The following is a 21,105-nucleotide window of genomic DNA, read 5'->3' on the forward strand; positions in this document are numbered from 1 at the left end:
GCCGCTCGACCCGTCATCGCCGTCACCCAGCCCGGTGGTCTCCCCATTCGCACACCCCTTGATCGAGGTGTTGCGACGACCACTGGAATCCGCCTCACTCTCAACAGTGCGGGTGTCCCCCGCCGTCGACCCGCCCGACCGCCGGTCTCCCAGCAGGGCTCACCGCCCGCGAGGGACTGGGTGACGGAGGTGAGGTCGCGGGCGTGGCGCGGGCCCGCCGGGCGTGACGCAGGCTGCGGGTGTGGCGGGGCCCGCCGGCGTGGTGTCGGGTGCCCGTGTGACGGCGGCCCGTGCGTATGACGCGTTCAGCGGGCGTGAAGTGGGGCGCGCGTGTGTGACGGCGGCCTGCGCTTATGACCCGTTCAGCGCGCGTGAGTGGGGCGCGCATAGGACGTGGGCGCGCATGTGACGTGGGGCGGGGTAGGCGTCGAAGCTCAGGTCTTCCGCGCCGTGCGCCTGTTGCCGAACGACTCCATGGTGGTCGCCTTCTTGGCCGGAGCCCTGGTGGCGGACATGGTGCGGGCCCGGGTCGGCGCGGCCTTCTTCGTGGGCGCCTTCTTCGCGGCGGCCCTCGCCGTGGGCGCCTTCTTCGCGGCGGCCCTCGCTGCAGGCGCCTTCTTCGGTGGTGCCTTCTTTGCGGCGGCAGCCTTCGCCGTCGGCCTGCGGCTGGGCGAGGCCGTGGTGGCGGAGACGTCCTTCTTGCGGGCGACGCGGGGTGTGGTCGGCGTGGGCTTCTCGCCGGGCGTCTTGGCCGCGCTCGCGCCGGTGGCCCGCTTCGTGGCAGCGGCGACCTTCTTGGCCGCTACCTTCCGGCTCGGTGGCATCTTCGTCGCCCCGGTGGCCTTGGTGGGCCCGGGTGACCTGCGCGCCGGGACGGTTGTCCTGCGTGGGCTCATCCTCGCTCCTCCTCGGGTCTCGCCGGCATCGCCAGCGTTGCCGGACGACGGACGTGGCGGGTCGCCTGGGCCCGATCGGCGAGGTCTTCCCGCGCCTCCGGCCGCCAAACGCGGGACGGAGGGGCCGCGTCCAGCAGCTCGGACGGGTCAGGGGCGGTCGGAACGCGCAGGTGGGGCAGTCCGACGCGTCGGACTGCCCCACCTGTTCGGGAGAAACTTTGTGTCAGAACCCGAGTACGGACCGGCCCCCGACCACCGGCAGCCGTAGCTCACTGTCGTTCGGCGCGACTCGCAGTTCGGTGCCACCCAGCGGCAGCAGGGTGTACTCCTGATCGCTGGAGAAGACGACCACACCGATGCGGTGGCCCGCCGGGAAGATGTAGTCCTTCGGCTCCAGGGTCCACCGGTAGTCGTACAGCTTGCCCTGTTTCACCGGCTCGGTGCGGGCCGGGCCCTTGCGGTTCTGCGGGTCCATCCAGCCGCGGGTCACCACGGTCGGTGCGGCGGTCGAGCCGGCCGGGCCGTAGTCGACCAGGTACGCGGTGAGGTTCGCGTCCGGCTTGTTGTCGATCGCCATCCGCAGCCGCATCTCCGGGCGTCCGGAGATGCGGACGTTCTGGGTCAGGGTGGGGGAGCGGTAGGCGAGTCGGTTCGGGCTCGCCGTATCGGGATTGGATACCAGGGTGTCCGGGTGGATGGTCCGGCCCTCGTCGACGAAGCCCTGCTCGATCCTGGCCTTCGGCGCCTTACCCGAGGTGAGCGTGCCCGGGGCGGTGGCGTCGGTGGTGGCGAACGTCAACCCGACCGTACGGGCGGCAGGGTCGGGCCAGTTGGCGTACGTGGTGTAAGCCCGGTCCTCCCGCTGCAGCACCGCGGTCGGCTCGTCCATGATTCCGTTGCGCACGTTCCACAGCCAGAAGTCGAACCAGCGGTTCTCGGTCTGCTTGTAGGTCCACGTCCGACCGTTGGGCAGGGTCACCGACGCGCTGCTGCCCGGGCCGCCGTGCCCGCCCTGGTGCAGCCAGATCTTCCGCGGTACGTCGCGCTTGGCCAGCTCGTCCCACCAGCCGGCGAAGTGCTCGGTCTTCACGTTCCAGTCGTTGAGGCCGTGCACGACGAAGACACTCGCCCGCACGTCCCGGGCGTCGAGGTAGTCGCGATCCTCCCAGAACTTCGAGTAGTCGCCGGTGACCCGGTCCTGCTCCTCGGTGATGTCGGCGATCTCGTCGGCGCACTGCCCCTCGGCACGAGCCTGCCCGGCGGTGTACTGGGCCAGGATGTCGGTGTCCTCGCCCTGGAACGTCCCGGGCGCGACGACCAGACCGTTGGCCCGGTAGTAGTCGTACCAGCTGCTGATCGCGGAGACCGGCACGATGGTCTTGAGTCCCTTGACGCCGGTGGTGGCCACCTGGTTGGGCAGCGTCCCGTTGTAGGAGACGCCGGTCATGCCGACCGCGCCGGTGGTCCAGCCGGCGGTGACCGGGGCGCCGTTTGCGTCGTACCCCTTCGCCCGGCCGTTCAGCCAGTCGATGACCGCCTTGGTGCCGAGCGTCTCGGCCTGGTCGCCGCTGGTCGGGCAGCCGTCCGAGTCGCCGGTGCCGACGCTCTGCCCGAGCACCACCGCGTACCCCCGCGGCACGTAGTAGTCGTCCAGCGAGCCGGGCAGGTTGGCCTTCGCCTTCGCCCGCTGTGCCTCCACGTCGGGCGCCCGCAGCCCGGAGCGGTTCGTCGAGCCGTTCTGCGGCAGGTCGTCGACCAGCACGCTCGGGTACGGCACGTCGCCCCAGGTGCCCTTGCGGTACGGGCTGTGCTCGAAGATGACCGGCACCTTGAAGCCCTGGGTGGCGGTCTCCCTCGGGCGGGAGATGTCGATCGCCACCCGGTCGGGGCGACCGTCGTGGTCGGTGTCCAGCGGCGTCTGGACGAACACCCGCTCCTCGATCGCGTCGGCGAGCGAGAACACCGGTTGGGTCATGCCGTCGCTGACCACAATGCCGGTCGATGGGGTCGCCGCAGGCGGGGCGGCCGTTGCCGCCGGAGCTGCGCTCAGCAGTAGTGCGCCGGACACGCCGACGCCGAGTAGTGCCAAGGGGGTTCGACGCACGCGCGTTTCCCTTCGGTCGGACTGGTTGCCAGGGGTCGGCCGGGGGGTCGATCCCGAAGATCCATTCGTGCCCATGCTAAGTCCGGGCTGACCTTCCCGTCGATCCCTTCGAGTAGGGATGCGCGCATCGTCCACGATGGATTGCCAGATCCGATACCCTGGGCGGGCCGATTCGCAGGGGAGAGACGGCGTCGTCGCGGGGCTCCAGAAGTGGCGCCAGCACCCATATGATCTTGCTCGAAGCCGCGCAATTAGGCGCGTTCGTCCACGTAAGACTAGGAGCGAAATGCTCAGGAAAAAATAGGCGCTCCTGACTGATGTATGGGTTCAGGGTCGCCGTCCTGGTAGGACTGGTCGGTGGCCGGCGAGTTGGAGCATGGCCAGGGCGATGATGGCTTCGGCGCTGTGGAATCCGAACCCGCGGCGGATGATCAGGCGGATACGGGTGTTCACCGATTCGATGCGGGCTTGGACAGGCCCGAGCGCAGCGCGGCGATGATCGCGTCGCGTTGACCGGTGATCCGCTTGGCCAGCTCGACGAAGGCGGGGATGCGGCAGCGTCGGGCCCAGCCGATCCACCGGTCGAGGGCCTCGATGCCGTCGTCGCCGTCGATGGCGAACACGGTGCGCAGGCCCTCTTTCAACAGGTATGCCCGGTACAGGCGTGGGTCGGTCTTGGCGATCCACGCCAGTTTGGCCTGCTGGCGTTCGGTGAGGTCGGCGGGGTTCTTCCACAGGGCGTGTCTGGCGCGCTTGAGTGCCGTGGACGCTCCGGTGGTCTTGCCCTTGCCGCCGCGGGCGGAGTTCCACGCCTGCCTGCATACCGCGTCCAGGGCGTCGGTGGCCCAGGCGACGATGTGGAACGCGTCCGCGCAGCGGATCACGGTCGGGGCGTGACGGGTCACGACTGCGGCGATCCACGGCGCGGCGTCGGCGGTGACATAGGTGAGCTTGGCCGCTTGCTCGCCGCCTAGGGCGTCGAAGAAACCCTCCAGGGTCGCGGTGTCACGGCCTTCAGCCGCCCAGACCAGATGGCCGGTGTCATGATCGACGACGATGGTCAGGTACCTGTGGCCACGCCGGAACGAGATCTCGTCAATGCCGATGCGTCGCAGCCCGGCGAACCGGTCGGCGGCGCCGCCGCCCTCGGCCCACACCCGCGCCACGATCGACCCGACGGTCTTCCACGCAATGCGCATCAACGCCACCACGGCGGTCTTGGCGCACGCGGTGGCAAGCCACGCGACCGTGTCATCGAACATCCGGGTGTGCCCGGCGTCGTGGCGCGCCCACGGCACCGCCGCGACCACGATGCCGTGATCGGGGCAGGCCACCCGCGGCGCGTCGGCCTCGATCACCGCCCGCACCGGACCCAGATCCAGCGCCCGCCATCGCCGACGTCCCCGGCCGGCGTCATAGCCGACGCGGCGGCGCCCGCACCGCCCGCAGCGACGCCGTGCCCCCTTCGACGGCCTGGCGTGCACCACGACCAGCATCACCTCGGCACCGTCCTCGTCGAGGTGTTCCTCCTGCTCAACCCGCTCTACCACGGTGGTCTTACCCACCCCGAGGAGACCCTGCCATAGACTTGCAGAACGCACGCCGTTTCCCGATCTTCAGACTTCGGACCTCAGAGACCCGAAACCCTAGACCGGGAACGGCGTGCGCGCGTTTCAGCAGGTCAACCCGCCCACACATCGGTGCGAAGAGCCACAAAACCGCAGTTCACAACCCGTGCGACCAGTTATGGCACGGCACAGGGTCAACGGACCAAGCGAGCGAACCTCCGCAGCTCCTCGGTAAGAATTTCTGGTTGTTCAAACGCGGCGAAATGGCCACCACGGGGGACCGTGTTGAAGTAGATGAGCTTGGACTTGTAGACGCGTTCGGCCCAGATTCTCGGAGTTGGGATGATCTCGCGGGGAAAGACCGTGAATCCGACCGGGACCTTGAAGTCGTCGGCTGTGCCAGCGGCCCGCGCGTCCTCCCAATAGATTCGCGCCGAGGAGGCCGCGCTGCCGGGCAGCCAGTACAGCATGATGTCGTCGAGCATCCGGTCGACGCCGAGGACCCGTTCGGGATTGCCGTCGCTGTCGGTCCACTCCATGAACTTCTCGTAGATCCACGCCGCCTGCCCCACCGGGGAGTCGGTCAACGCATACCCCAGTGTCTGGGGGCGCGTGGACTGCTCGTAGATGAAGCCGGCGCCGTCGTTGAAGAACCGCTGCAGCTTGTCCAGCGCCTCCTGCTCCTGCGCCGTGGGCGGGTCGCTGACCGGGGGCTGGAATACGGGGAAGAAGTTGAGGTGGATCCCGGCGAGTCCGGCGGGCCCGAGCTTGGCGAGTTCGTGCGTCACGGAGCCGCCCAGGTCGCCGCCCTGAGCGAGCCAGCGACGGTAGCCGAGACGGGACATGAGCTCCGCCCAGGCTCCCGCGATGCGCTGGATGTTCCACCCGGACGTGGCCGGCTTGTCGGAGAATCCGAAGCCCGGTAGGGACGGCACCACGACATGGAACGCGTCCGCGGCGCTCCCGCCGAACGCCGTGGGATCGGTCAACGGCCCGATCACGTCGAGGAACTCCACCACCGAACCCGGCCAGCCATGGGTCAACACCACCGGTACGGCGTTGGCGTGCCGGGAACGTACGTGCAGAAAATGGATTCCCATCCCGTCGATCTGGGTGCGGAACTGGCCGAACCCGTTCAGCCGCGCCTCGACCTGACGCCAGTCATACCGCGTCCGCCAGTGCTCGACCAGGTCGCGTACCCGCTCCAGCGGCACGCCCTGGGACCCGTCGGGAACGGTTTCCCGCTCCGGCAACCGGGCCGCCGCCAACCGCCGCTGCAGATCGCGCAGCGTGGCGTCCGACACCGACAGCCGGAACGGTGTCACGTCCGTTGTGGCCGCCGGCAACGTCACCCCGGGCTCGGCAAACGCCGGCGATGTCCTTGTTACCGCCAACCCGAGCGGGCCTGCGACGGCGCCGACCGTGACGGCCGCCCGCAGGGCCCCGCGACGAGTCAGGCCACAAGTGTCTTCGTTCCGCACGATTCCTGCCTTCCTGGTCCGAATGATCGACGACAATCGACGCTTGCGGTGGTGGTCGTGATGAACGCCTGGTTGCGATTCAACCGGGCACCGTAGCGCGTCGAATGCGTGCGTCCGCTCACCGTCGCAGGCCTCCTGGGAGGTCACCAACGATTCGATGGCGCTGGAATCCAGCGTCGCCGTCGGTACCTCACGCGGGATCCGGACAGCCCCGCTCGAACCCCGAACCACTAGCCCCGAGCAGTCCGCTGGCCAGCGGCGTGTGCCGGTACAACACCCGGCGCCCGGAACGCCACGACGTCACCAAGCCATTGCGGCGCAGCACCGACAGGTGGAAGCTGACCGACGGCGCGCTTTGACCGAGCTCACGGGCGAGGTCGGTGGTCGACTTCGGCAGCGCCAGACAGCTGAGGATCGCCGCGCGGCTGTGACCCAGCAGCGCACTCAGCGCGTCGTCGGCGTAGTCGGCGTCTCGGGAGTCGCCTCCCCACAACGTGCCGACTCCTCGGCAGGCATAGATGAGGCTCGCGGGTCGATCGGGGCCCTTGTCCACCATCAGGTTCGGCCACGCGAACACCGACGGCACCAGCACGAGCCCGTCACCGGCCAGGTCATGGTCCACCGAGTGCCGGGGCTTGTCGATCCGCAGGATCTCACCCCGCACGCTGACCTCCGGGTGCAAGCTCGACAACAGCGCATCGACACCACCGCCGGTCAGCCGGCCAGCCCGATACGCGACGTCATCCTCCAGCACCGCGCGTAGCTCCCGCCAATGCGGCTCGATCGCCACCGACCAGTACCGCCACAGCGCGTCGGCCAACCGCCGAGCACCAGCCGCCCCTTCGGCAGCCAACGTCCGCGCCGGCGCGGGCATCGGCTCCCGACCCCACACCGCCGCCAGGTCGGCACGGATTCCCGCCACGGGCGACTCGGCAACCAACCGCAGCTGGTCGTCGATGGTGCCGGCGTCGGTGGCCGCCACGAACAGGAAATCCGCCACGTACGCGCTCGCAGGCACAACCGCGCCCAGCAGCTCCATGTCCACACCACGCAGGCCGTCCCGCGTCGCCTCCAACCAGCCCTGGTGCAGCGGCGACACCCGCCCCGACGACAACTGGTACAGGCTCTCAATCACCTCGGCGAGAGGCGAGAACGCAAACCGCATCCTCGCCACATCAGCCAGACCCATCCGGAGCCGGATCACCCCGCCATCCTAGGTTCACGGACGCTGAAGCTTCGCCCTTGACCCTCGGCGTCAGGCCGACACCCGCCCACGAGCCCCTCCCCGGCTCGATGGTCGGGAGTGTCAAATTTTCGGCTCTGGCACGAAGAAGCGTGGTGTGGTGGTTTGGGTTGGTGGGTCGTGATACTGCAGGGTGGGGCCGGTGTGTCTCGGACCTGATCAAGACGGTGTGTCCCGACCTATCCTCCATAGTGGTTGATCAGGTAGTTGATCAGGGTCAGGTGGTGTGCATCCAGGCCCGGACGATGGCGGAAGCGGCGGCCTGCCCGGAGTGCGGGCAGCCAGCACGGCGGGTGCACGCTTACCATCTGCGGCGGTTGGCCGATTTCCCGATCGCAGGCCGCGGCGTGATCGTCGAACTGCGCGTGCGGCGTATGTCAGACCCACGGCTGCCCGCGGCGGACCTTCCGGGAACAGTGGCCCGAGATAGCGTCGCGGCGTACCCGGCAGTTGACCGCGTTGATCGCGGACATCGCAGTAGTGCTGGCTGGTCGCGCTGGCGAGGCGGTGCTGTCCCGGTTGGGGGGTCAGCGTCTCGCGCACCACGGTGCTGCGGTTGCTCATGGCACTGCCGATCCCCTCGGAGCCGGTTCCGGCGGTGCTGAGCGTGGACGACTTCGCGCTACGGCGCGGGCACCGTTACGCGACCCTGCTAATCGATGCGGTCACCCACCGCCGGGTCGACGTACTGCCCGGCTGCAGGGCCGCCACCCTGGCCGCGTGGTTGCGAGAGCATCCCGGGGCCGAGATGGTTCGCCGGGACGGATCAGCCGCCGAGTGCTCCGACAGACGTGTCGCGCATCCTGGTTGTGGGCGAGGTCAGCCCATCCGCCGAGTCGTGGATGGTCGCCGCGATGGGCGAGGGTGTCGTCGCTTAGGTCAGCTGCACCACGGCGGCGGCAACGCGGTCGAGGCTGGCGCGGTCCCACGGCTGCGAGGGCGTCGTACCGTCGATGTCCTCGAACGCGAGGACCGTCCAGTGGCCGTCATCGAGGGTTTTGAGGAACCGGGGCGCGGGGACCTGCGCCGGCCGAGCCGCGGCCACCAGGGCTTCAGTCCGGTATGTGACGGCCTCCAGGGGCCACCTCTGGGCGTTCATTGCCTTGACAAAGACGCGGCGCCCGTTGCTCAGGGTCAGCCGGGACGCGAATCCGGGCGAGAAGCCGCCAGGGCAGCTCTGGGCCCGGATGACGTGAGCACCAATCAACTCCTCGACGGCCGCACCTGCGGATGCTGGCATGCCGGCCCAGAGCAGTCGGCGCTTGCTGATCATCGTGGCAGTCTCCGGGTGGGAGACGGGCCGCTGCGCTGACCAGCTGACAACAAAAGTGTGGGACCGCGTGGTAGGACGAGGCCATGTATCTCGTTCGCCTGTCGCACGCCGGCCCGCATTGGGATCTTGCGAGGCCGATGGAAGAACAGACCGGCTGGCTCGCGCACGCGTCGTACATGGACCTGCTGGTCGACGAAGGGATCGTCGTTCTGGGCGGTCCGCTCGACGACGTACGCGTGGTGCTGGCTATGGAGGCGGAGTCCGAGGAGGCCGTCCGGGCGGTACTCGGCCGGGATCCGTGGAGCGGCACCCACCTGCGGATCGACAGGATCGACCCGTGGACGATCCGCCTGGACGGCCGCCATACCAGGGCTGACCGGTCGAACATCGGTTCGTAGCCGTGAACCGCGCACGGCCCCGTAAACGCCGACCGCGTGGGCGAGGCCGAGCAAGCTAAGTGGTCCGTGCCGTAAGTCCTTCGGGGGTTGACGGTTCAGGGCCTGGCGTGCGGTTGGTGGTCAGGGGGTGGTGGGTCGTACGTGTAGGTCGCAGACCAGGTCGAAGGCTTCTTCGGTGCTGCGGCTGAACCAGATCTGGTCTTCGTAGCTGTTCGTGCTGGCCACGTAGATGGCGGTGCCCCAGCGGTGGGCGGATCCGCCGTAGCGCAGCCGCATCAGCGGTAGCCGTTCACCGCGGCCGAGTTCGCCTTCGACGTAGGCGAACTCGGCGCGGTAACGCACGTGCACACCGCGGCCAGTTGCGGCCAGTTCTCGCGGGCGTGCGCGCGTAGCCGCTGCGCCAGGGACGTCTTGGTGGACTCGGGGATAGCCGGCATGGCGTCCATCCTGCCCGCCGTGGGGGCGTGTCGGGCGCCTTCTTGCGCCCGGCTTGCCGGCATGATCAACGACCTGTTATGAGGATCATCGATCGAAAGTGGGGCCTGTGCCCGTCCGCCGCGCCCGTCAGATCACGCTGACCGCCACCGAACGGCGAAAGCTCAAACGGCTGGCCTACTCCCATACCGCCGGCTACCAGCAGGTCATCCGCGCCCGGATCGTGCGCGACGCGGCCCACGGCTACTCCAACCAGAAGATCTCCGACCGCCAAGGCGTCACTATCGACACGGTGCGCCGTTGGCGCGGCCGCTACGCCGACGAGGGTACGGCAGGCCTGGCCGACCGGCGCAGGTCTGGGCGACCACCCCGGTTCACCCCGGCACAGGTGGCCGAGGTCAAAGCCCTCGCTTGCCAACTCCCGGCCGAGACCGGGGTGCCGCTGTCGCGGTGGAGCTGCCCGGACTTGGCCAGCGAAGTCGTCGCCCGCGGCATCGCGCCGGCGATCTCTGCCTCCACGATCCGCCGGATCCTGGCCGCCGACGCACTCAAACCCTGGCAACACCAATCCTGGATCTTCATCCGCGACCCGAACTTCGCTGTCAAGGCCACCCACGTGCTCGACCTGTACGCTCGCAGCTACGACGGCATCACGCTCGGCCCGGACGAGTACGTGCTCTCCAGCGACGAGAAGACCAGCATCCAGGCCCGCTGCCGCTGCCACCCGGCCCTGCCACCCGGCGCGGCCCGCACCATGCGGGTTAACTACGAATACGATCGCGGCGGCGCCCTGGCCTACCTGGCCGCCTACGACGTCCACCAGGCACACGTGTTCTCACACTGCTCACCCAAAAACACGGTGGCTGCTGGCCGTCGTCGTCACGGCCACGGCGCTGAGCGCCGGGCCGGGCGGCTCCGCCACGGCCAGCCCCGGCGGTGCCACCCACACGGACACAACCGACACTTCGGTCGCCGGGAAGACGCACACCGTCACCCTGCTGACCGGGGACGTGGTGACCGTACGGAGCACCGGGTCCGGATGTCCGCAGGCCACGGTACGGCCTGCCGACGCGAACGCGGTCGTTCGGCAGACCTGCGGCCCGGACGGGCACCTGCACGTCATTCCCGCCCGCGTCGCGTCCCAGATCGGCTCGGTCCTCGATCCCGACCTCTTCGACGTCACCACGCTGATCGCGGACGGGTACGACGACGAGAAGGCCTCGGAGTTGCCGATCATCGTGCAGCCCGCCACCGCACACGCCCGGGTGGCCGCGCTCGGTGACGTGCTGCCGCTGCCCAGCATCGGCGCGGTGGCTGGCCGCGTGCCCAAGAAGAGCCCGGCCACCGCGAAGCTGGCGACCAACTCGCTGCTCGCCGGCGCCAAGAAGGTCTGGCTCGACCGCAAGGTCCGGGCCACCGCGCTGACCGGCGGCGGGCAGTCCGCCGGTCTGGACCGCAACCTGGGCCAGATCGCGGCGCCCGACGCCTGGAAGGCCGGCTACACCGGCAAGGGAATCACGGTCGCGGTGCTCGACACCCGTGCCGACTTCACCCACCCGGACCTGGTCGGCCGGGTCGCCGACCGGGCCGACTTCACCGCCGAGGGCGGTGACGCCGTCGACCACAACGGCCACGGTACGCACGTCGCCTCGACCATCGCCGGCACCGGCGCGGCCGCCCACGGCCAGCGTCGCGGCGTGGCGCCGGACGCCAAGCTGGTGATCGGCAAGGTCCTCGACGACCATGGCTCCGGTGCGGACTCGGGGATCATCGCCGGCATGGAGTGGGCCGCTACCCGGGCCGATGTCATCAACATGAGCCTCGGCGGCAGCGACCCGGACGACGGCAACGACCCGCTCTCGCTCGCCGTCGACGGTCTGAGCAAGCAGATCGGCACGCTCTTCGTCATCGCTGCCGGCAACAGCGGCGCCGCCATCTCCTCGCCCGTGCTCTGCCGCCAGCGCGCTGACCGTCGGCGCCGTCGACCGCAATGACAAGCTCGCCGACTTTTCCAGCCGTGGACCGCTGGTCACCAGCAACGTGGCCAAGCCGGAGCTGGTCGCACCCGGTGTCGACATCGTGGCCGCCCGGGCCGCCGGCACCAACCTGCAGGACCCGATCGACACGTACTACGAGGGCGTCAGCGGCACCTCGATGGCCAGCCCGCACGTGGCGGGCGCCGCCGCGCTGCTCGCCCAGCGGCACCCCGACTGGACCGGCGAGCAGCTCAAGGCCGCACTCGTCGGTGCCGCCGACCCGCTGACCGGCGTCGACGCGTACGCCGTCGGGGCCGGCCGGCTCAACGCGGCCCGGGCCCTTGGCGGCCCGACCAGCAACCAGCCGGTGGTCAACCTCGGCACGTTCGCATACCCGCAGTCCGGGACCAGCGAGGCGAAGCTGAGCTGGACCGGTGCGGCGACCTCGGCGACGACCGCCCTCGACCTCGACGTGTCGGTGGTCAACCACGACGGACAGCCGGTGCCGCGCGGCGCTGCGTCGCTGTCGACGAGCCGGGTGACGCTCAAGCGTGGCGTCACCGCCGGAGCGACCCTCCGGATCAACCGCGCGGCGCTGGCGGCCCGGCCGGGCTTCTACCTGGCCACCGTCACCGCCCGCACCGCCGGCCGCAAGCTGGTCTCGACCACCCCGGTGAGCTTCTACGTCGAGCAGCCCAGCTATGACCTGACGATCCACACGAAGCCGCTGCCCGGCCTCAAGGAAGGTGCGGAGAGCTGGATCAACATCCTGGTCACCAACCTCACCGACCCGGTGATCTACTACGGCGGGCTCGGCGGTGCGCCCGGAGACACCTTCACCACGCGGGTGCCGGCCGGCCGGTACGCGATCCTCGGATCCTCCGTCGCCTACTACGTCGACAGCGACGTGCTGGAGACGACGCTCGCCGGTGAGACCGACCTGAACGTCACCGGCAACCGGAGCGTGACGCTCGACCCGGCGCGAACCAAGCCGGTGACGGCGACGGTCGACGGAGTCGCCACCAAGCCCACCCGGGTCGACTTCACCAACCTCCAGACCGCGCCGAACGGTTTGTCCTGGTGGAACCAGATCAGCGGGTACGGGGCCGCGACGACCGTCCGCACCTCCCCGCTGCCGAAGCCTGGCGTCGGATCCCGGCGCACCTGGGCGGCCGTCAACCTCGATTCCCCGGCGGGCACGGCCAAGCCGTACCGCTACAACCTCATCCACGAGTACCCGAACGGCGTACCGGCCGACCCCGCGTACCGGGTGACCACGGCGGAGCAGACCAAGCTGGCCCGGATCGACGAGCGGTTCCACCAGATGGACTCGGAGGGGATGGTCACCCAACTGGTCCGCACCGGCCTCACCCCCAACGGGCTGGGCCTCACCCAGACCCACGAGGGAAACCTGCCGCCGTACCGCACCGACTACCTCTCACCCGGCATCCTCTGGGCCGGCCGACGAGGGCGTCTACGGCGGACTCTCGGCCCAGGAGGCGCCGCGCAGCTACCAGCCGGGGAGCCGGCAATCCAAGATCTGGGCGCGGCAGCCGCTGCACTCCGGCTGGTACGACGACCCGGCCGGTGCCGGCTGGAGCTGCGCGACCGCACCGTCGCGGACCCGGGGCAACCTGCACATCGACCTGGCGTCGTTGGTGGACCAGCACCAGCGGGCCGACTGCCTGCAGGGCAACTCGATCGGGGTGAACCGCAAGCTGTCGCTGTACCGGAACGGCAAGCTGGTGGAGGAGCGGGACCGCCCGCTCGCCGACTTCACTGTCCCGCAACAGGCGGCGAACTACCGGCTGACCCTCGACGTCGACACGAGCCTGATCCTGCCGATCTCCACCCGGGTCAACACCTCGTGGACGTTCCGATCCACCGGGCCGGACGGGACAGGAAGTGTGCCGTTGCCGTTGCCGCTGCTCGCGGTCGACTACGCGCTTCCGATGGACACCAACAACCACGCCACCGGGGGAACGGCCGAGCTGGCCGTTCGGCAGGCCCACGGCGTCAAGGCACAGAAGGTGACCTCGTTCCAGGTCTGGACGTCGACGGACGACGGCGCCACCTGGAAGACGGCCCGGGCCACCCGCAGCGGGGACAACTACCGGGTCGAGCTGCCGAAGGCCGCCGCCGGGCAGCCCGTCTCGCTGCGGGTGAAGGACGCCGCGAACGCCGGTAGCGGTATCGACCAGACCATCATCCGGGCGTACAACGCCGGCTGATCGTCACGCCGCTGGTGCGGCCCGGCCCGCAACCGGGCCGCACCCGGTGCCCGGCACTTCTTTCGCCAGAGGTGTCGATCCGGCCGTGCCTCGTTCGTCGTGACGGTGGAACGTGACGCCGACACGAGAGGCACGCCCATGACGTCCCTGACAACTGTCCCCGAGATCCAGCTCCGCCGAACCCGGTACCTCCTGGGCTGCGGCACAGTCGCCGGCATCCTCTTCCCGGCCCTGTCGTTCGGTCAGGCCTTCACCCGACCCGGGTTCGACCTGCGCCGGCACGCGCTGAGCTCACTCACCCTCGGTGACCTCGGTTGGCTGCAGTTCATCGCGTTCGTGGGCACCGGCCTGCTGGCCGTCGCGTTCGCGGTGGGCCTGCGGCGGGCGCTGCGCCCGGGCCGGGCCGCCACGCTGGTGCCGCTGCTGGTCGGCGTGTACGGGGTGGCGATGGTCGGCGGCGGGGTGTTCGTCCCCGATCCCGCGCTCGGCTGGCCGCCGGGCGCCCCGGCGGGGCTTCCCGAGCACGCCAGCACGGGCAGCATCCTGCACACGGTCTGCGGCGCGGCGGCGTTCCTGTCGCTGATCGCGGCCGGTCTGCTGCTCGCCCGGAGGTTCGCCGGGCAGGGGAGACGGGGCTGGGCGGTCTACAGCGCCGCCAGCGGTGTCGTCGCGTTCGTGCTCACCGCCCTGCCGTGGAGCGAGGAGAGCGCGAGCATCCGCTTCGCCGTCGGAGCGGTGATCATCTCGGCTTGGCTCGTGGCCCTCTCCTGGCGAGCGCGCGAGGAGGTGTCCTGACCGCGGCGGGACCGGCGCGGCGACGCTTCGTCGTACTCGCGTGGCAGCATCAGCTCATGGCCACATCGAAAGAGCCAGTGACGGTCCCGACCGAGGTCAGCGTCGACGATTTCCTGGCCGCGATCCCCGACGAACGTCAGCGGGCCGACGCGGGGCGGCTCCGCGCGATCATGGGCGAGGTGACCGGCGAGCCGGCGGTGATGTGGGGCCCGAGCATCGTGGGCTTCGGCAGGTACCGCTACACCTACGCCAGCGGGCATTCGGGCGAGGCGCCGTTGGCCGGCTTCTCGCCGCGCAAACAGAATCTTGTCGTCTACCTGGTGGGTGGTTTCGAGGATCGGTACGGCCCGATCCTCGCCCGCCTTGGTCCACACCGCGCCGGAAAGGGGTGCCTCTATGTGAAGCGGCTCGACGACGTCGACGGGAGCGCGCTGCGCGAGCTGATCGACCGCACGGCGCGGGTGCACAAGGGCGTCGACCGGGCCAGCCAGCGCTGACGCTCCGTGGCTGCGGCCGGCCCGGTCGGCCCTGACCCGCGGGGGTTACTGACCCGTCCAGACCGCCTTCGCGCCGGAGTCGCCGGTGCGGATCACGTAGTACAGCGCGATGCCCGCGGCCACCAGTGACAGCACCTGCAACGACAGGGTCAGCGCGCGGCCGTGCCGGGCGCCTCCGGTGGCGCTCGCCTCGGCAGTCCGCGGCGGGACGAACCACACCAGTGCCAGCGCCACGACCGCCAGCCCGATGGTGGCGTAGAGCGTGATGTCGCCAAACTGCTGGTGCGCCTCGATCGTCGGGACGAACTCGGGGGTGACCCGGTTGGCGGACCGCATGCGGTCGAAGAATGCGTCACCGGTGAGCTTCGCCAGGAGCGCGGAGGCCGGTGCGGCCAGGGCGAGCAGCCCCAGCACCCAGCGGGTGTGCGGACGGATCGGCGCGACGAGCGCGTAACCGATCGTCAGTAGGGCCAGGAGCGGCACGAACACGACCGCGGCGTGCAGCACGAGAGGGTGGGCGGGAATGCCCATGAACTCCTCGAACATCGGCGTCTCCTCTGACGGTGACGAGCGGGCGTCGATCGTCCAAGCATGGACGCTATCGGTACCGGAAGGGCGTGTCAGCCCCCAAGATTGCCGGCAGCGCCCGTCCGGCCGGCGTGGTGACCGGCCGGACGGGTACCGGTCGCTCAGCGGTCACAGCGCAATGTGGCCGCGCCGGCGGGGGCGGGCACGACGTCGGACTCAGGTCACCGCTGTACGCACACCGAGGCCGAGCAGGATCACACCGGTCAGCCGATCGAGCATGCGTCGTACGGTTGCTGTGCGGAGCAGCCGGGCGGCGGCGCCGGAGACGGCGGTCCAGCCGGCGAGCCAGCAGGTGTGCAGCGCGGCGTGTGCCGTGGCGAGGAGCAGCATCGGCACCAGCACCGGTCGGCCCGGTTCGAGGAACTGCGGTGCGAGGGTGAGGTAGATGGCGGCGGCCTTGGGGTTGAGGACGTTGCCGAGCAGCCCCTGTAGGTATGGATGGTGTACGTGCCACGGCAGCCTCCGGGCACGAACCGTCGGTGGCCGTCCCGCACCCGCGGGGCGGCGGGACGCGGACCAGAGCAGCCAGAGCCCGAGCCCGACCAGATAACCGGCGCCGACCAGCTTGACGGCCCAGAACGCCTGCGACGAGCGAAGCACCAGTGCGGCCAGGCCGACGGCGGACAGGGTGGCATGCACGTAGATCCCGGTGACCGTACCCATGATCACCCACCACCCCTGCCGCCGCCCGCCGGCGGCGACCCGCGAGACGACCAGGGTCAGGCTCGCTCCCGGCGTGGTGGTGATCGGCGCGACGGCGAGGAGGAAGCCGAGCACCGCGACTCCGTGCATGCTCAGACCACCACCCGGTAGTGGGTGGTGAGCAGCCCGCTGTCGTCGTACACGTGGAATGCGACGCCGGGCGGCTGGGTCTGGGTGGTCAGCCGCCCATCGCCCTCCCAGGGCATCCGGAGGGTGGAGACCACACCCGGTGCGATCCGCAGCGGGCGGCCGGCGAAGGTGCTCGCGGCGGCGGTGTGGAAGTGCCCGGTCAGCACGGCGACGACCTGCGGGTGGGCGGTGACCAGTTCGGCCAGAGGATCGGCGGGCAGCAGCCGGGTCGGGTCGATGACCGGGTGGTGCAGCACGACCGGCGGGTGATGGAAGGCGATGAACGTCGGCGTTTCGGCCGGCACCGAGCCCAGTTCGTCGGCGAGCCACGCCGTGGTCTCCTCGTCCAGATGGCCGTCGTCCTCACCCGGCACGGAGGAGTCGGCGAGGAGGAAAACCGCTCCGGCCACGTCGTAGCGGGCGTTGATCGGGCCGGTGCCGCCGCGGTCGTCACCGAGCAGACCCTTGCGGTACGCGTCGCGCACATCGTGGTTGCCGGGACAGACCATGACCGGCAGCGGGGATTCGAAGAGCTTCGCGGCAGTCTGGTATTCGGCCACCTCGCCGTGGTCGGCGATGTCCCCGGTGATCAGGATCGCGTCGACCGGTCGCGGCAGGGTGTGCAGGTAGTCCATCACCCGGGCGGTTCGCTCGGCCGATCGGGGATGGCTGTCGAGGTGGGTGTCACTGAGGTGCGCGATCACCAGCACGAGCCTCTCCTAATGGTTACTACCGTTAAGGGCGTTAGGGAAGCTACTCTGGGCCGCGCCGGCCGCACAAGCCGGATCGGGGAGGGAAGTCCATGTCACCGCACCTCGCGCTCGCCCTGGCCAGCACGATCCGGCACGACGGCAACGGCGGGGTCGCCGACGACCTCGGCGATGTCGCGGGCTTGACCGCCTGGCTTCGTGAGCAGGCCGAGCCACTGCGGGAGTACGTCGGCGGGCTCGACGCCCTCGCCAGCGCGGTCGACGAGCGGACCCGGCTCGACGTGGTGGTGGTACGGCGCGCCGCACGTACCCTTTTCGCGGTGGCGGTCCGCCCGGGGCCGCCGAGCCGGGCCGACTCCTCCTCGCTGCTCTCCCCGCCGGAGGCGGTCGACCGGCTCAACCAGGCCGCCGCGGCGCTGCCGGTCCGGCCGGTGCTGAGCTGGGCGCAGGAGGGCGCACCGACGCTCACCTGGCACGGCGAGACGGCTGACGCGGGGCTGAGGCTCTCCGCAGGGCTGGCACGCGCCGCCATCGAGTTCCTCGCCAGCCCGGCCCGCGACCTGTTGCGCGCCTGCCCCGCGCCACGCTGCGTCCGCTATTTCGTCAAGGACCACCCGCGCCAGGAGTGGTGCAAGCCCTCCTGCGGCAACCGCGCCCGCGTCGCGCGGCACTACCAGCGCCACACCGCAGCTCGATAGCTGACTCCCTCAGCTACGGGAGCGCGGCAGGCAGTCCTTCTTGTACTTGAGGCCCGAACCGCACCAGCAGGCGTCGTTGCGCTCCGGCGGCCAGGGGATCCGCGCGCTGGGCCGAGCCGACACCTCGGCCGCGTAGCCCGCCCGGATCGCCGCATCGGCCGGGTCGCCGTTGCGTTGACCAGCGAAGGCGTTCAACCCGGCCACGGTCGCGCTGAACACACCCAGCCCGGTCTGACCGGCAGTCGTCTGACGCACCAGCTCCTTCTCCAGCCGGGCCCGGTGCGCGTCCCAGTCCGGGCCGTACACCTCGGTCAGCGCGGCATGCTCGGCGAGCAGACGATCGAACTCGGCCCGCGGCCAGAAGAGCAGATCAGACTCGGCGCCCCTGCGCTCTCCGGCCCGGCGGACGAGCTGAGTCTCCAGCCGGTCCGCCAGATCGTCCTGCCGGTCGTGCGGCAGGTTGAGGTCCCGGCGTACCCGGTGTCGCTGTTGCAGCAGGAAGAAGAGGACACCCGGTGCTTCCGGCGGGCCGAGATCCACCACGGGGTCGGTTGCGGTGATGGCCTGCGCGGCCGCCCCGGCGGCGGCACGCTCGCCGAGCAGGGTGTCGACCGCCTCGCTCAGCCACGTCTCGGCGGTCGCCGAACGACCACCGGCGTCCAGCGCCGCGCTCAGGTAGGCGGGGGCGTCGGGCTGCACGAGCAGGAGCGGGCGCAGCGCGGTCAGCTCCGCCATCGCCTCGTCGTCCCGACCACCGGTCCGGAACAGGACCCGGGCCCGCAGCGCGTGGGCCAACCCGGCCCGGGGGTCGTCGCCCGACGGGTACGCCGCCAGGGCCTGGTCCGCGTACCGCAGGGCGGCATCCGGTCTGGCCCGGATCTCGGCGATCTCGGCGGCCAGGGTCAGCGCGTCCCCGGCGTCGTCCGGATCTTCAAGCCGGCCATGCTCCGCCGCCTCGGCGACATCGGCGGCGACACCGAGCGGGTCGGCCGCCCCCAGCGCAGAGCGGCGGAGTTCAGCTAGGTCAGCCTTGGTGAGTACGTCTTTCGTCGGCACGATCTCACCGTACGTCGGAGGGCTTCCGGGATGCCGGCAGATCACCTGTAACGCTGCTCGCACACTGCCACGGCACCCGCCGCCGGTCGTCGAGTGGTCGCAAAACCAACCAACTGCAGCCATCTCCCGTCAACCCGCCGTCGGTAGCGTCCGGTCGCCAGTTTCCCGACCAGACGTACAGAGGGTGAGCTATGGCCACGGTGGATCGGCGCACATTCCTCAAGGCGATGGGAGTCCCCGCGATCGGCGCGGCGCTCCCGTTGGACCTCAGCAAGGCGCTCGCCATCCCGGCGAACAACCGGACCGGCTCGATCGACGACGTCGAGCACGTCATCATCCTGATGCAGGAGAACCGATCCTTCGACCACTACTTCGGCACCATGCGGGGGGTACGCGGATTCGGCGACCCGCATCCCGCGACATTGCCGTCCGGCAAAGACGTGTGGCACCAGCCCGACGGCGCCGACGAGCTGCTGCCGTTCCGGCCCGAGGTGAAGGACCTCGGCCAGACCTTCCTGCCGGACCCGCCGCACGGCTGGAACGACGGGCACGCCGCCTGGAACGACGGCCGGTTCGACCAGTGGGTGCCGAACAAGGGCGTCACGGCGATGACCTACCACACCCGCCAGGACCTGCCCTACCACTACGCGCTCGCCGACGCCTTCACGGTCTGCGACAGCTACCACTGCTCGCTGATGGGGCCGACCGACCCGAACCGCTACCACATGTGGAGCGGCTGGGTCGGCAACGACGGCAATGGCGGCGGCCCGGTCATCACCAACGCGGAGGCCGGCTACGACTGGTCGACGTACCCGGAGCGGCTGGAGCGCAACGGCATCTCGTGGAAGATCTACCAGGACGTCGGCATCGGCCTCAACGCCGCCGGCTCCTGGGGCTGGACGAACGACCCGTACATCGGCAACTACGGCGACAACTCGCTGCTCTACTTCCACCAGTACCAGAACGCGCAGCCCGGCACGCCGCTGGCGGACCGGGCCAAGACCGGCACCGAGATCAGGACCCAGGGCCGCGACCCGGAGGCGTTGCTGGCCGACTTCCGGGCCGACGTCGAGGCCGGACGACTGCCGCAGGTCTCCTGGATCACCGCACCCGAGGCGTACACCGAGCACCCGAACTGGGAGCCGGCCTACGGCTCGTGGTACATCTCGCAGGTCATCGACATCCTCGCGTCGAACCCCGAGGTGTGGAGCAAGATGGCGCTCTTCATCACGTACGACGAGGAGGGCGGCTTCTTCGACCACGTGGTCCCGCCGACACCCCCGCAGACCCGCGAGCACGGGCTGTCGACCGTACCGACCACCAACGAGATCTTCCCGGGCGACGCCGACCACCCGGCCGGGCCGTACGGCCTCGGCATCCGGGTGCCGATGATCATCGTCTCGCCGTGGACGCGGGGCGGCTACGTCAACTCGCAGGTCTTCGACCACACCTCACTGATCAAGTTCCTGGAGGCGCGGTTCGGGCACGGCCGGCCGGACCTCATCGAGCAGAACATCACCCCGTGGCGGCGCGCTGTCGTCGGTGACCTGACCACGGCCTTCGACTTCCGGCACCCGAACCGGTCGCAGCACCCCACCCTCCCGGACACCGACGACTTCAAGCCCGACGAACTGGTCCGGCACCCCGACGAGATGCCGGTCCCGCCAGCGGACCAGCGGCTGCCGAAGCAGGAGCGCGGCGTACGCCCGGCGCGGGCGATCCCGTACACCCTGCACGCCGACGGGCGCGTCAGCGACGGCGCGATCCGCGTCGACTTCCGCAACTCCGGCCGTGCCGCGGCGGTCTTCCAGGTACGCCAGGCCGGCAGCGCGGACGCCCCCCGCAGCTACACCGTCGAGTCGGGCAAGCACCTGACGGACACCTGGGAGGCCACGTCCGGGTACGACCTGTCGGTGCACGGGCCGAACGGGTTCTTCCGGCGGTTCACCGATGGCCCGTCGAGCCGGCACGCCACGAACCTCGACATCGCCCCCTCGTACGACGAGCGGGACGACAAGGTCACCCTCACGCTCAAGAACCGTGGCGCCAAGCGGGTGGAGGTGACGGTCCAGGACGGGTACCGCACCCGTCCGACGAAGCTGCCGCTGCGGCCCGGCGAGACGGAGCGCGCGACGTGGACGCTCTCGCGCACCCACGGCTGGTACGACCTGACCGTCACCGTCGCAGGTGACGCCGAATTCGCGTACCGCTACGCGGGCCACGTCGAGAACGGCAAGGACAGCATCAGCGACCCCTCCCTCGGCGGGCTCGTCTGAGCGACGTCGCGTGACCCGGGCGGCAGGCTGGAACGAGATCGACGCCCGC

18 protein-coding genes and 2 pseudogenes are annotated in these 21,105 nt (G+C 70.2%); 9 read left to right on the forward strand and 11 right to left on the reverse strand.

Translation table 11 applies throughout. The features are described 5' to 3' along the window. Positions 1-434 precede the first annotated feature (434 nt). The 5 genes and pseudogenes from ABZV00_RS36470 to ABZV00_RS36490 all read right to left on the reverse strand — a co-directional run bounded on the left by ABZV00_RS36470 (position 435) and on the right by ABZV00_RS36490 (position 7,214). The gene (locus tag ABZV00_RS36470) at positions 435-896 is read right to left on the reverse strand and encodes a hypothetical protein (RefSeq protein WP_355614822.1); all 462 of its coding nucleotides are present in this window, start codon (positions 894-896) and stop codon (positions 435-437) included. A gap of 223 nt (positions 897-1,119) precedes the next feature. Then, a complete protein-coding gene (locus ABZV00_RS36475) occupies positions 1,120-3,000 on the reverse strand; it encodes a Xaa-Pro dipeptidyl-peptidase (RefSeq protein ID WP_355614825.1) in 1,881 nt (626 codons plus the stop codon). Positions 3,001-3,327: 327 nt separating this feature from the next. After that, positions 3,328-4,601, reverse strand: a pseudogene (locus tag ABZV00_RS36480) (ISL3 family transposase). A 161-nt stretch (positions 4,602-4,762) separates the two neighbouring features. Then, positions 4,763-5,920: an epoxide hydrolase family protein gene (locus ABZV00_RS36485; protein WP_355614827.1), complete on the reverse strand. Its 1,158-nt coding sequence runs from the start codon at positions 5,918-5,920 to the stop codon at positions 4,763-4,765. 319 nt (positions 5,921-6,239) lie between these two features. After that, on the reverse strand, positions 6,240-7,214 hold the full coding sequence (locus ABZV00_RS36490; RefSeq protein ID WP_355614830.1) for a DUF5937 family protein: 975 nt from the start codon (positions 7,212-7,214) through the stop codon (positions 6,240-6,242). 323 nt (positions 7,215-7,537) lie between these two features. On the opposite strand from ABZV00_RS36490, the gene ABZV00_RS36495 reads away from it, so the two are divergent. Beyond that, a complete protein-coding gene (locus tag ABZV00_RS36495; protein ID WP_355614861.1) occupies positions 7,538-7,897 on the forward strand; it encodes a transposase family protein in 360 nt (119 codons plus the stop codon). A 269-nt stretch (positions 7,898-8,166) separates the two neighbouring features. Here the strand turns inward: ABZV00_RS36495 and ABZV00_RS36500 are convergent, their stop codons facing one another. Beyond that, a complete protein-coding gene (locus tag ABZV00_RS36500; protein ID WP_355614833.1) occupies positions 8,167-8,565 on the reverse strand; it encodes a hypothetical protein in 399 nt (132 codons plus the stop codon). 137 nt (positions 8,566-8,702) lie between these two features. Between ABZV00_RS36500 and ABZV00_RS36505 the strand changes: the two genes are divergently transcribed. Further along, positions 8,703-8,963, forward strand: a complete 261-nt coding sequence (locus ABZV00_RS36505; protein WP_355614836.1) for a hypothetical protein — start codon at positions 8,703-8,705, stop codon at positions 8,961-8,963. 120 nt (positions 8,964-9,083) lie between these two features. Here ABZV00_RS36505 and ABZV00_RS36510 read toward each other — a convergent pair whose 3' ends face one another. After that, positions 9,084-9,305, reverse strand: a complete 222-nt coding sequence (locus ABZV00_RS36510) for a hypothetical protein (protein WP_355614839.1) — start codon at positions 9,303-9,305, stop codon at positions 9,084-9,086. A 202-nt stretch (positions 9,306-9,507) separates the two neighbouring features. On the opposite strand from ABZV00_RS36510, the pseudogene ABZV00_RS36515 reads away from it, so the two are divergent. The 5 genes and pseudogenes from ABZV00_RS36515 to ABZV00_RS36535 form a co-directional block, all read left to right on the forward strand. Continuing rightward, positions 9,508-9,921 (forward strand): annotated as a pseudogene (locus tag ABZV00_RS36515) (helix-turn-helix domain-containing protein); the annotation flags it as partial. A gap of 490 nt (positions 9,922-10,411) precedes the next feature. Further along, positions 10,412-11,392: a S8 family serine peptidase gene (locus ABZV00_RS36520; protein WP_355614841.1), complete on the forward strand. Its 981-nt coding sequence runs from the start codon at positions 10,412-10,414 to the stop codon at positions 11,390-11,392. Further along, the gene (locus ABZV00_RS36525; protein ID WP_355614863.1) at positions 11,364-13,562 is read left to right on the forward strand and encodes a S8 family serine peptidase; all 2,199 of its coding nucleotides are present in this window, start codon (positions 11,364-11,366) and stop codon (positions 13,560-13,562) included. Before ABZV00_RS36520 ends, ABZV00_RS36525 begins: the two co-directional genes overlap by 29 nt. A gap of 181 nt (positions 13,563-13,743) precedes the next feature. Continuing rightward, positions 13,744-14,400, forward strand: a complete 657-nt coding sequence (locus ABZV00_RS36530) for a DUF998 domain-containing protein (RefSeq protein ID WP_355614844.1) — start codon at positions 13,744-13,746, stop codon at positions 14,398-14,400. A gap of 56 nt (positions 14,401-14,456) precedes the next feature. Further along, positions 14,457-14,897 (forward strand): DUF1801 domain-containing protein, encoded by a 441-nt coding sequence (locus ABZV00_RS36535; protein WP_355614847.1) that lies wholly within the window; start codon positions 14,457-14,459, stop codon positions 14,895-14,897. Between the two features lie 45 nt (positions 14,898-14,942). On the opposite strand, the gene ABZV00_RS36540 is transcribed toward ABZV00_RS36535, so the two are convergent. From ABZV00_RS36540 to ABZV00_RS36550, 3 genes are all read right to left on the reverse strand, one after another. Continuing rightward, positions 14,943-15,443 carry a DUF2231 domain-containing protein gene (locus ABZV00_RS36540; RefSeq protein ID WP_355614849.1) on the reverse strand — a complete coding sequence of 167 codons (501 nt, stop codon included), beginning with the start codon at positions 15,441-15,443 and terminating at the stop codon, positions 14,943-14,945. A 198-nt stretch (positions 15,444-15,641) separates the two neighbouring features. Further along, on the reverse strand, positions 15,642-16,277 hold the full coding sequence (locus ABZV00_RS36545) for a LysE family translocator (protein ID WP_355614851.1): 636 nt from the start codon (positions 16,275-16,277) through the stop codon (positions 15,642-15,644). A gap of 2 nt (positions 16,278-16,279) precedes the next feature. Next, entirely contained in the window at positions 16,280-17,026 is a 747-nt protein-coding gene (locus ABZV00_RS36550; RefSeq protein ID WP_355614853.1) for a metallophosphoesterase, read from the reverse strand. A gap of 92 nt (positions 17,027-17,118) precedes the next feature. Between ABZV00_RS36550 and ABZV00_RS36555 the strand changes: the two genes are divergently transcribed. Continuing rightward, positions 17,119-17,724: a CGNR zinc finger domain-containing protein gene (locus ABZV00_RS36555; protein ID WP_355614855.1), complete on the forward strand. Its 606-nt coding sequence runs from the start codon at positions 17,119-17,121 to the stop codon at positions 17,722-17,724. A 9-nt stretch (positions 17,725-17,733) separates the two neighbouring features. Here ABZV00_RS36555 and ABZV00_RS36560 read toward each other — a convergent pair whose 3' ends face one another. Further along, positions 17,734-18,780: an SEC-C metal-binding domain-containing protein gene (locus ABZV00_RS36560; RefSeq protein ID WP_355614857.1), complete on the reverse strand. Its 1,047-nt coding sequence runs from the start codon at positions 18,778-18,780 to the stop codon at positions 17,734-17,736. 191 nt (positions 18,781-18,971) lie between these two features. Here ABZV00_RS36560 and ABZV00_RS36565 point away from each other — a divergent pair, with 191 nt between their 5' ends. Next, a complete protein-coding gene (locus ABZV00_RS36565; RefSeq protein WP_355614859.1) occupies positions 18,972-21,056 on the forward strand; it encodes a phosphocholine-specific phospholipase C in 2,085 nt (694 codons plus the stop codon). Positions 21,057-21,105: the final 49 nt, after the last annotated feature.

Origin of the sequence: Micromonospora sp. NPDC005173 (assembly GCF_040608515.1) — a bacterium.
Taxonomy (GTDB): Bacteria; Actinomycetota; Actinomycetes; order Mycobacteriales; family Micromonosporaceae; genus Micromonospora.

What these genes read in the sequence shown, in the direction of transcription:
- ABZV00_RS36470 (WP_355614822.1), bottom strand. Translation starts at nt 896, where the DNA reads ATGAGCCCACGCAGGACAACCGTCCCGGCGCGCAGGTCACCCGGGCCC.
- ABZV00_RS36490 (WP_355614830.1), bottom strand. Translation starts at nt 7,214, where the DNA reads ATGCGGTTTGCGTTCTCGCCTCTCGCCGAGGTGATTGAGAGCCTGTAC.
- ABZV00_RS36495 (WP_355614861.1), top strand. Translation starts at nt 7,538, where the DNA reads ATGGCGGAAGCGGCGGCCTGCCCGGAGTGCGGGCAGCCAGCACGGCGG.
- ABZV00_RS36500 (WP_355614833.1), bottom strand. Translation starts at nt 8,565, where the DNA reads ATGATCAGCAAGCGCCGACTGCTCTGGGCCGGCATGCCAGCATCCGCA.
- ABZV00_RS36505 (WP_355614836.1), top strand. Translation starts at nt 8,703, where the DNA reads ATGGAAGAACAGACCGGCTGGCTCGCGCACGCGTCGTACATGGACCTG.
- ABZV00_RS36530 (WP_355614844.1), top strand. Translation starts at nt 13,744, where the DNA reads ATGACGTCCCTGACAACTGTCCCCGAGATCCAGCTCCGCCGAACCCGG.
- ABZV00_RS36535 (WP_355614847.1), top strand. Translation starts at nt 14,457, where the DNA reads ATGGCCACATCGAAAGAGCCAGTGACGGTCCCGACCGAGGTCAGCGTC.
- ABZV00_RS36540 (WP_355614849.1), bottom strand. Translation starts at nt 15,443, where the DNA reads ATGTTCGAGGAGTTCATGGGCATTCCCGCCCACCCTCTCGTGCTGCAC.
- ABZV00_RS36545 (WP_355614851.1), bottom strand. Translation starts at nt 16,277, where the DNA reads ATGCACGGAGTCGCGGTGCTCGGCTTCCTCCTCGCCGTCGCGCCGATC.
- ABZV00_RS36555 (WP_355614855.1), top strand. Translation starts at nt 17,119, where the DNA reads ATGTCACCGCACCTCGCGCTCGCCCTGGCCAGCACGATCCGGCACGAC.
- ABZV00_RS36565 (WP_355614859.1), top strand. Translation starts at nt 18,972, where the DNA reads ATGGCCACGGTGGATCGGCGCACATTCCTCAAGGCGATGGGAGTCCCC.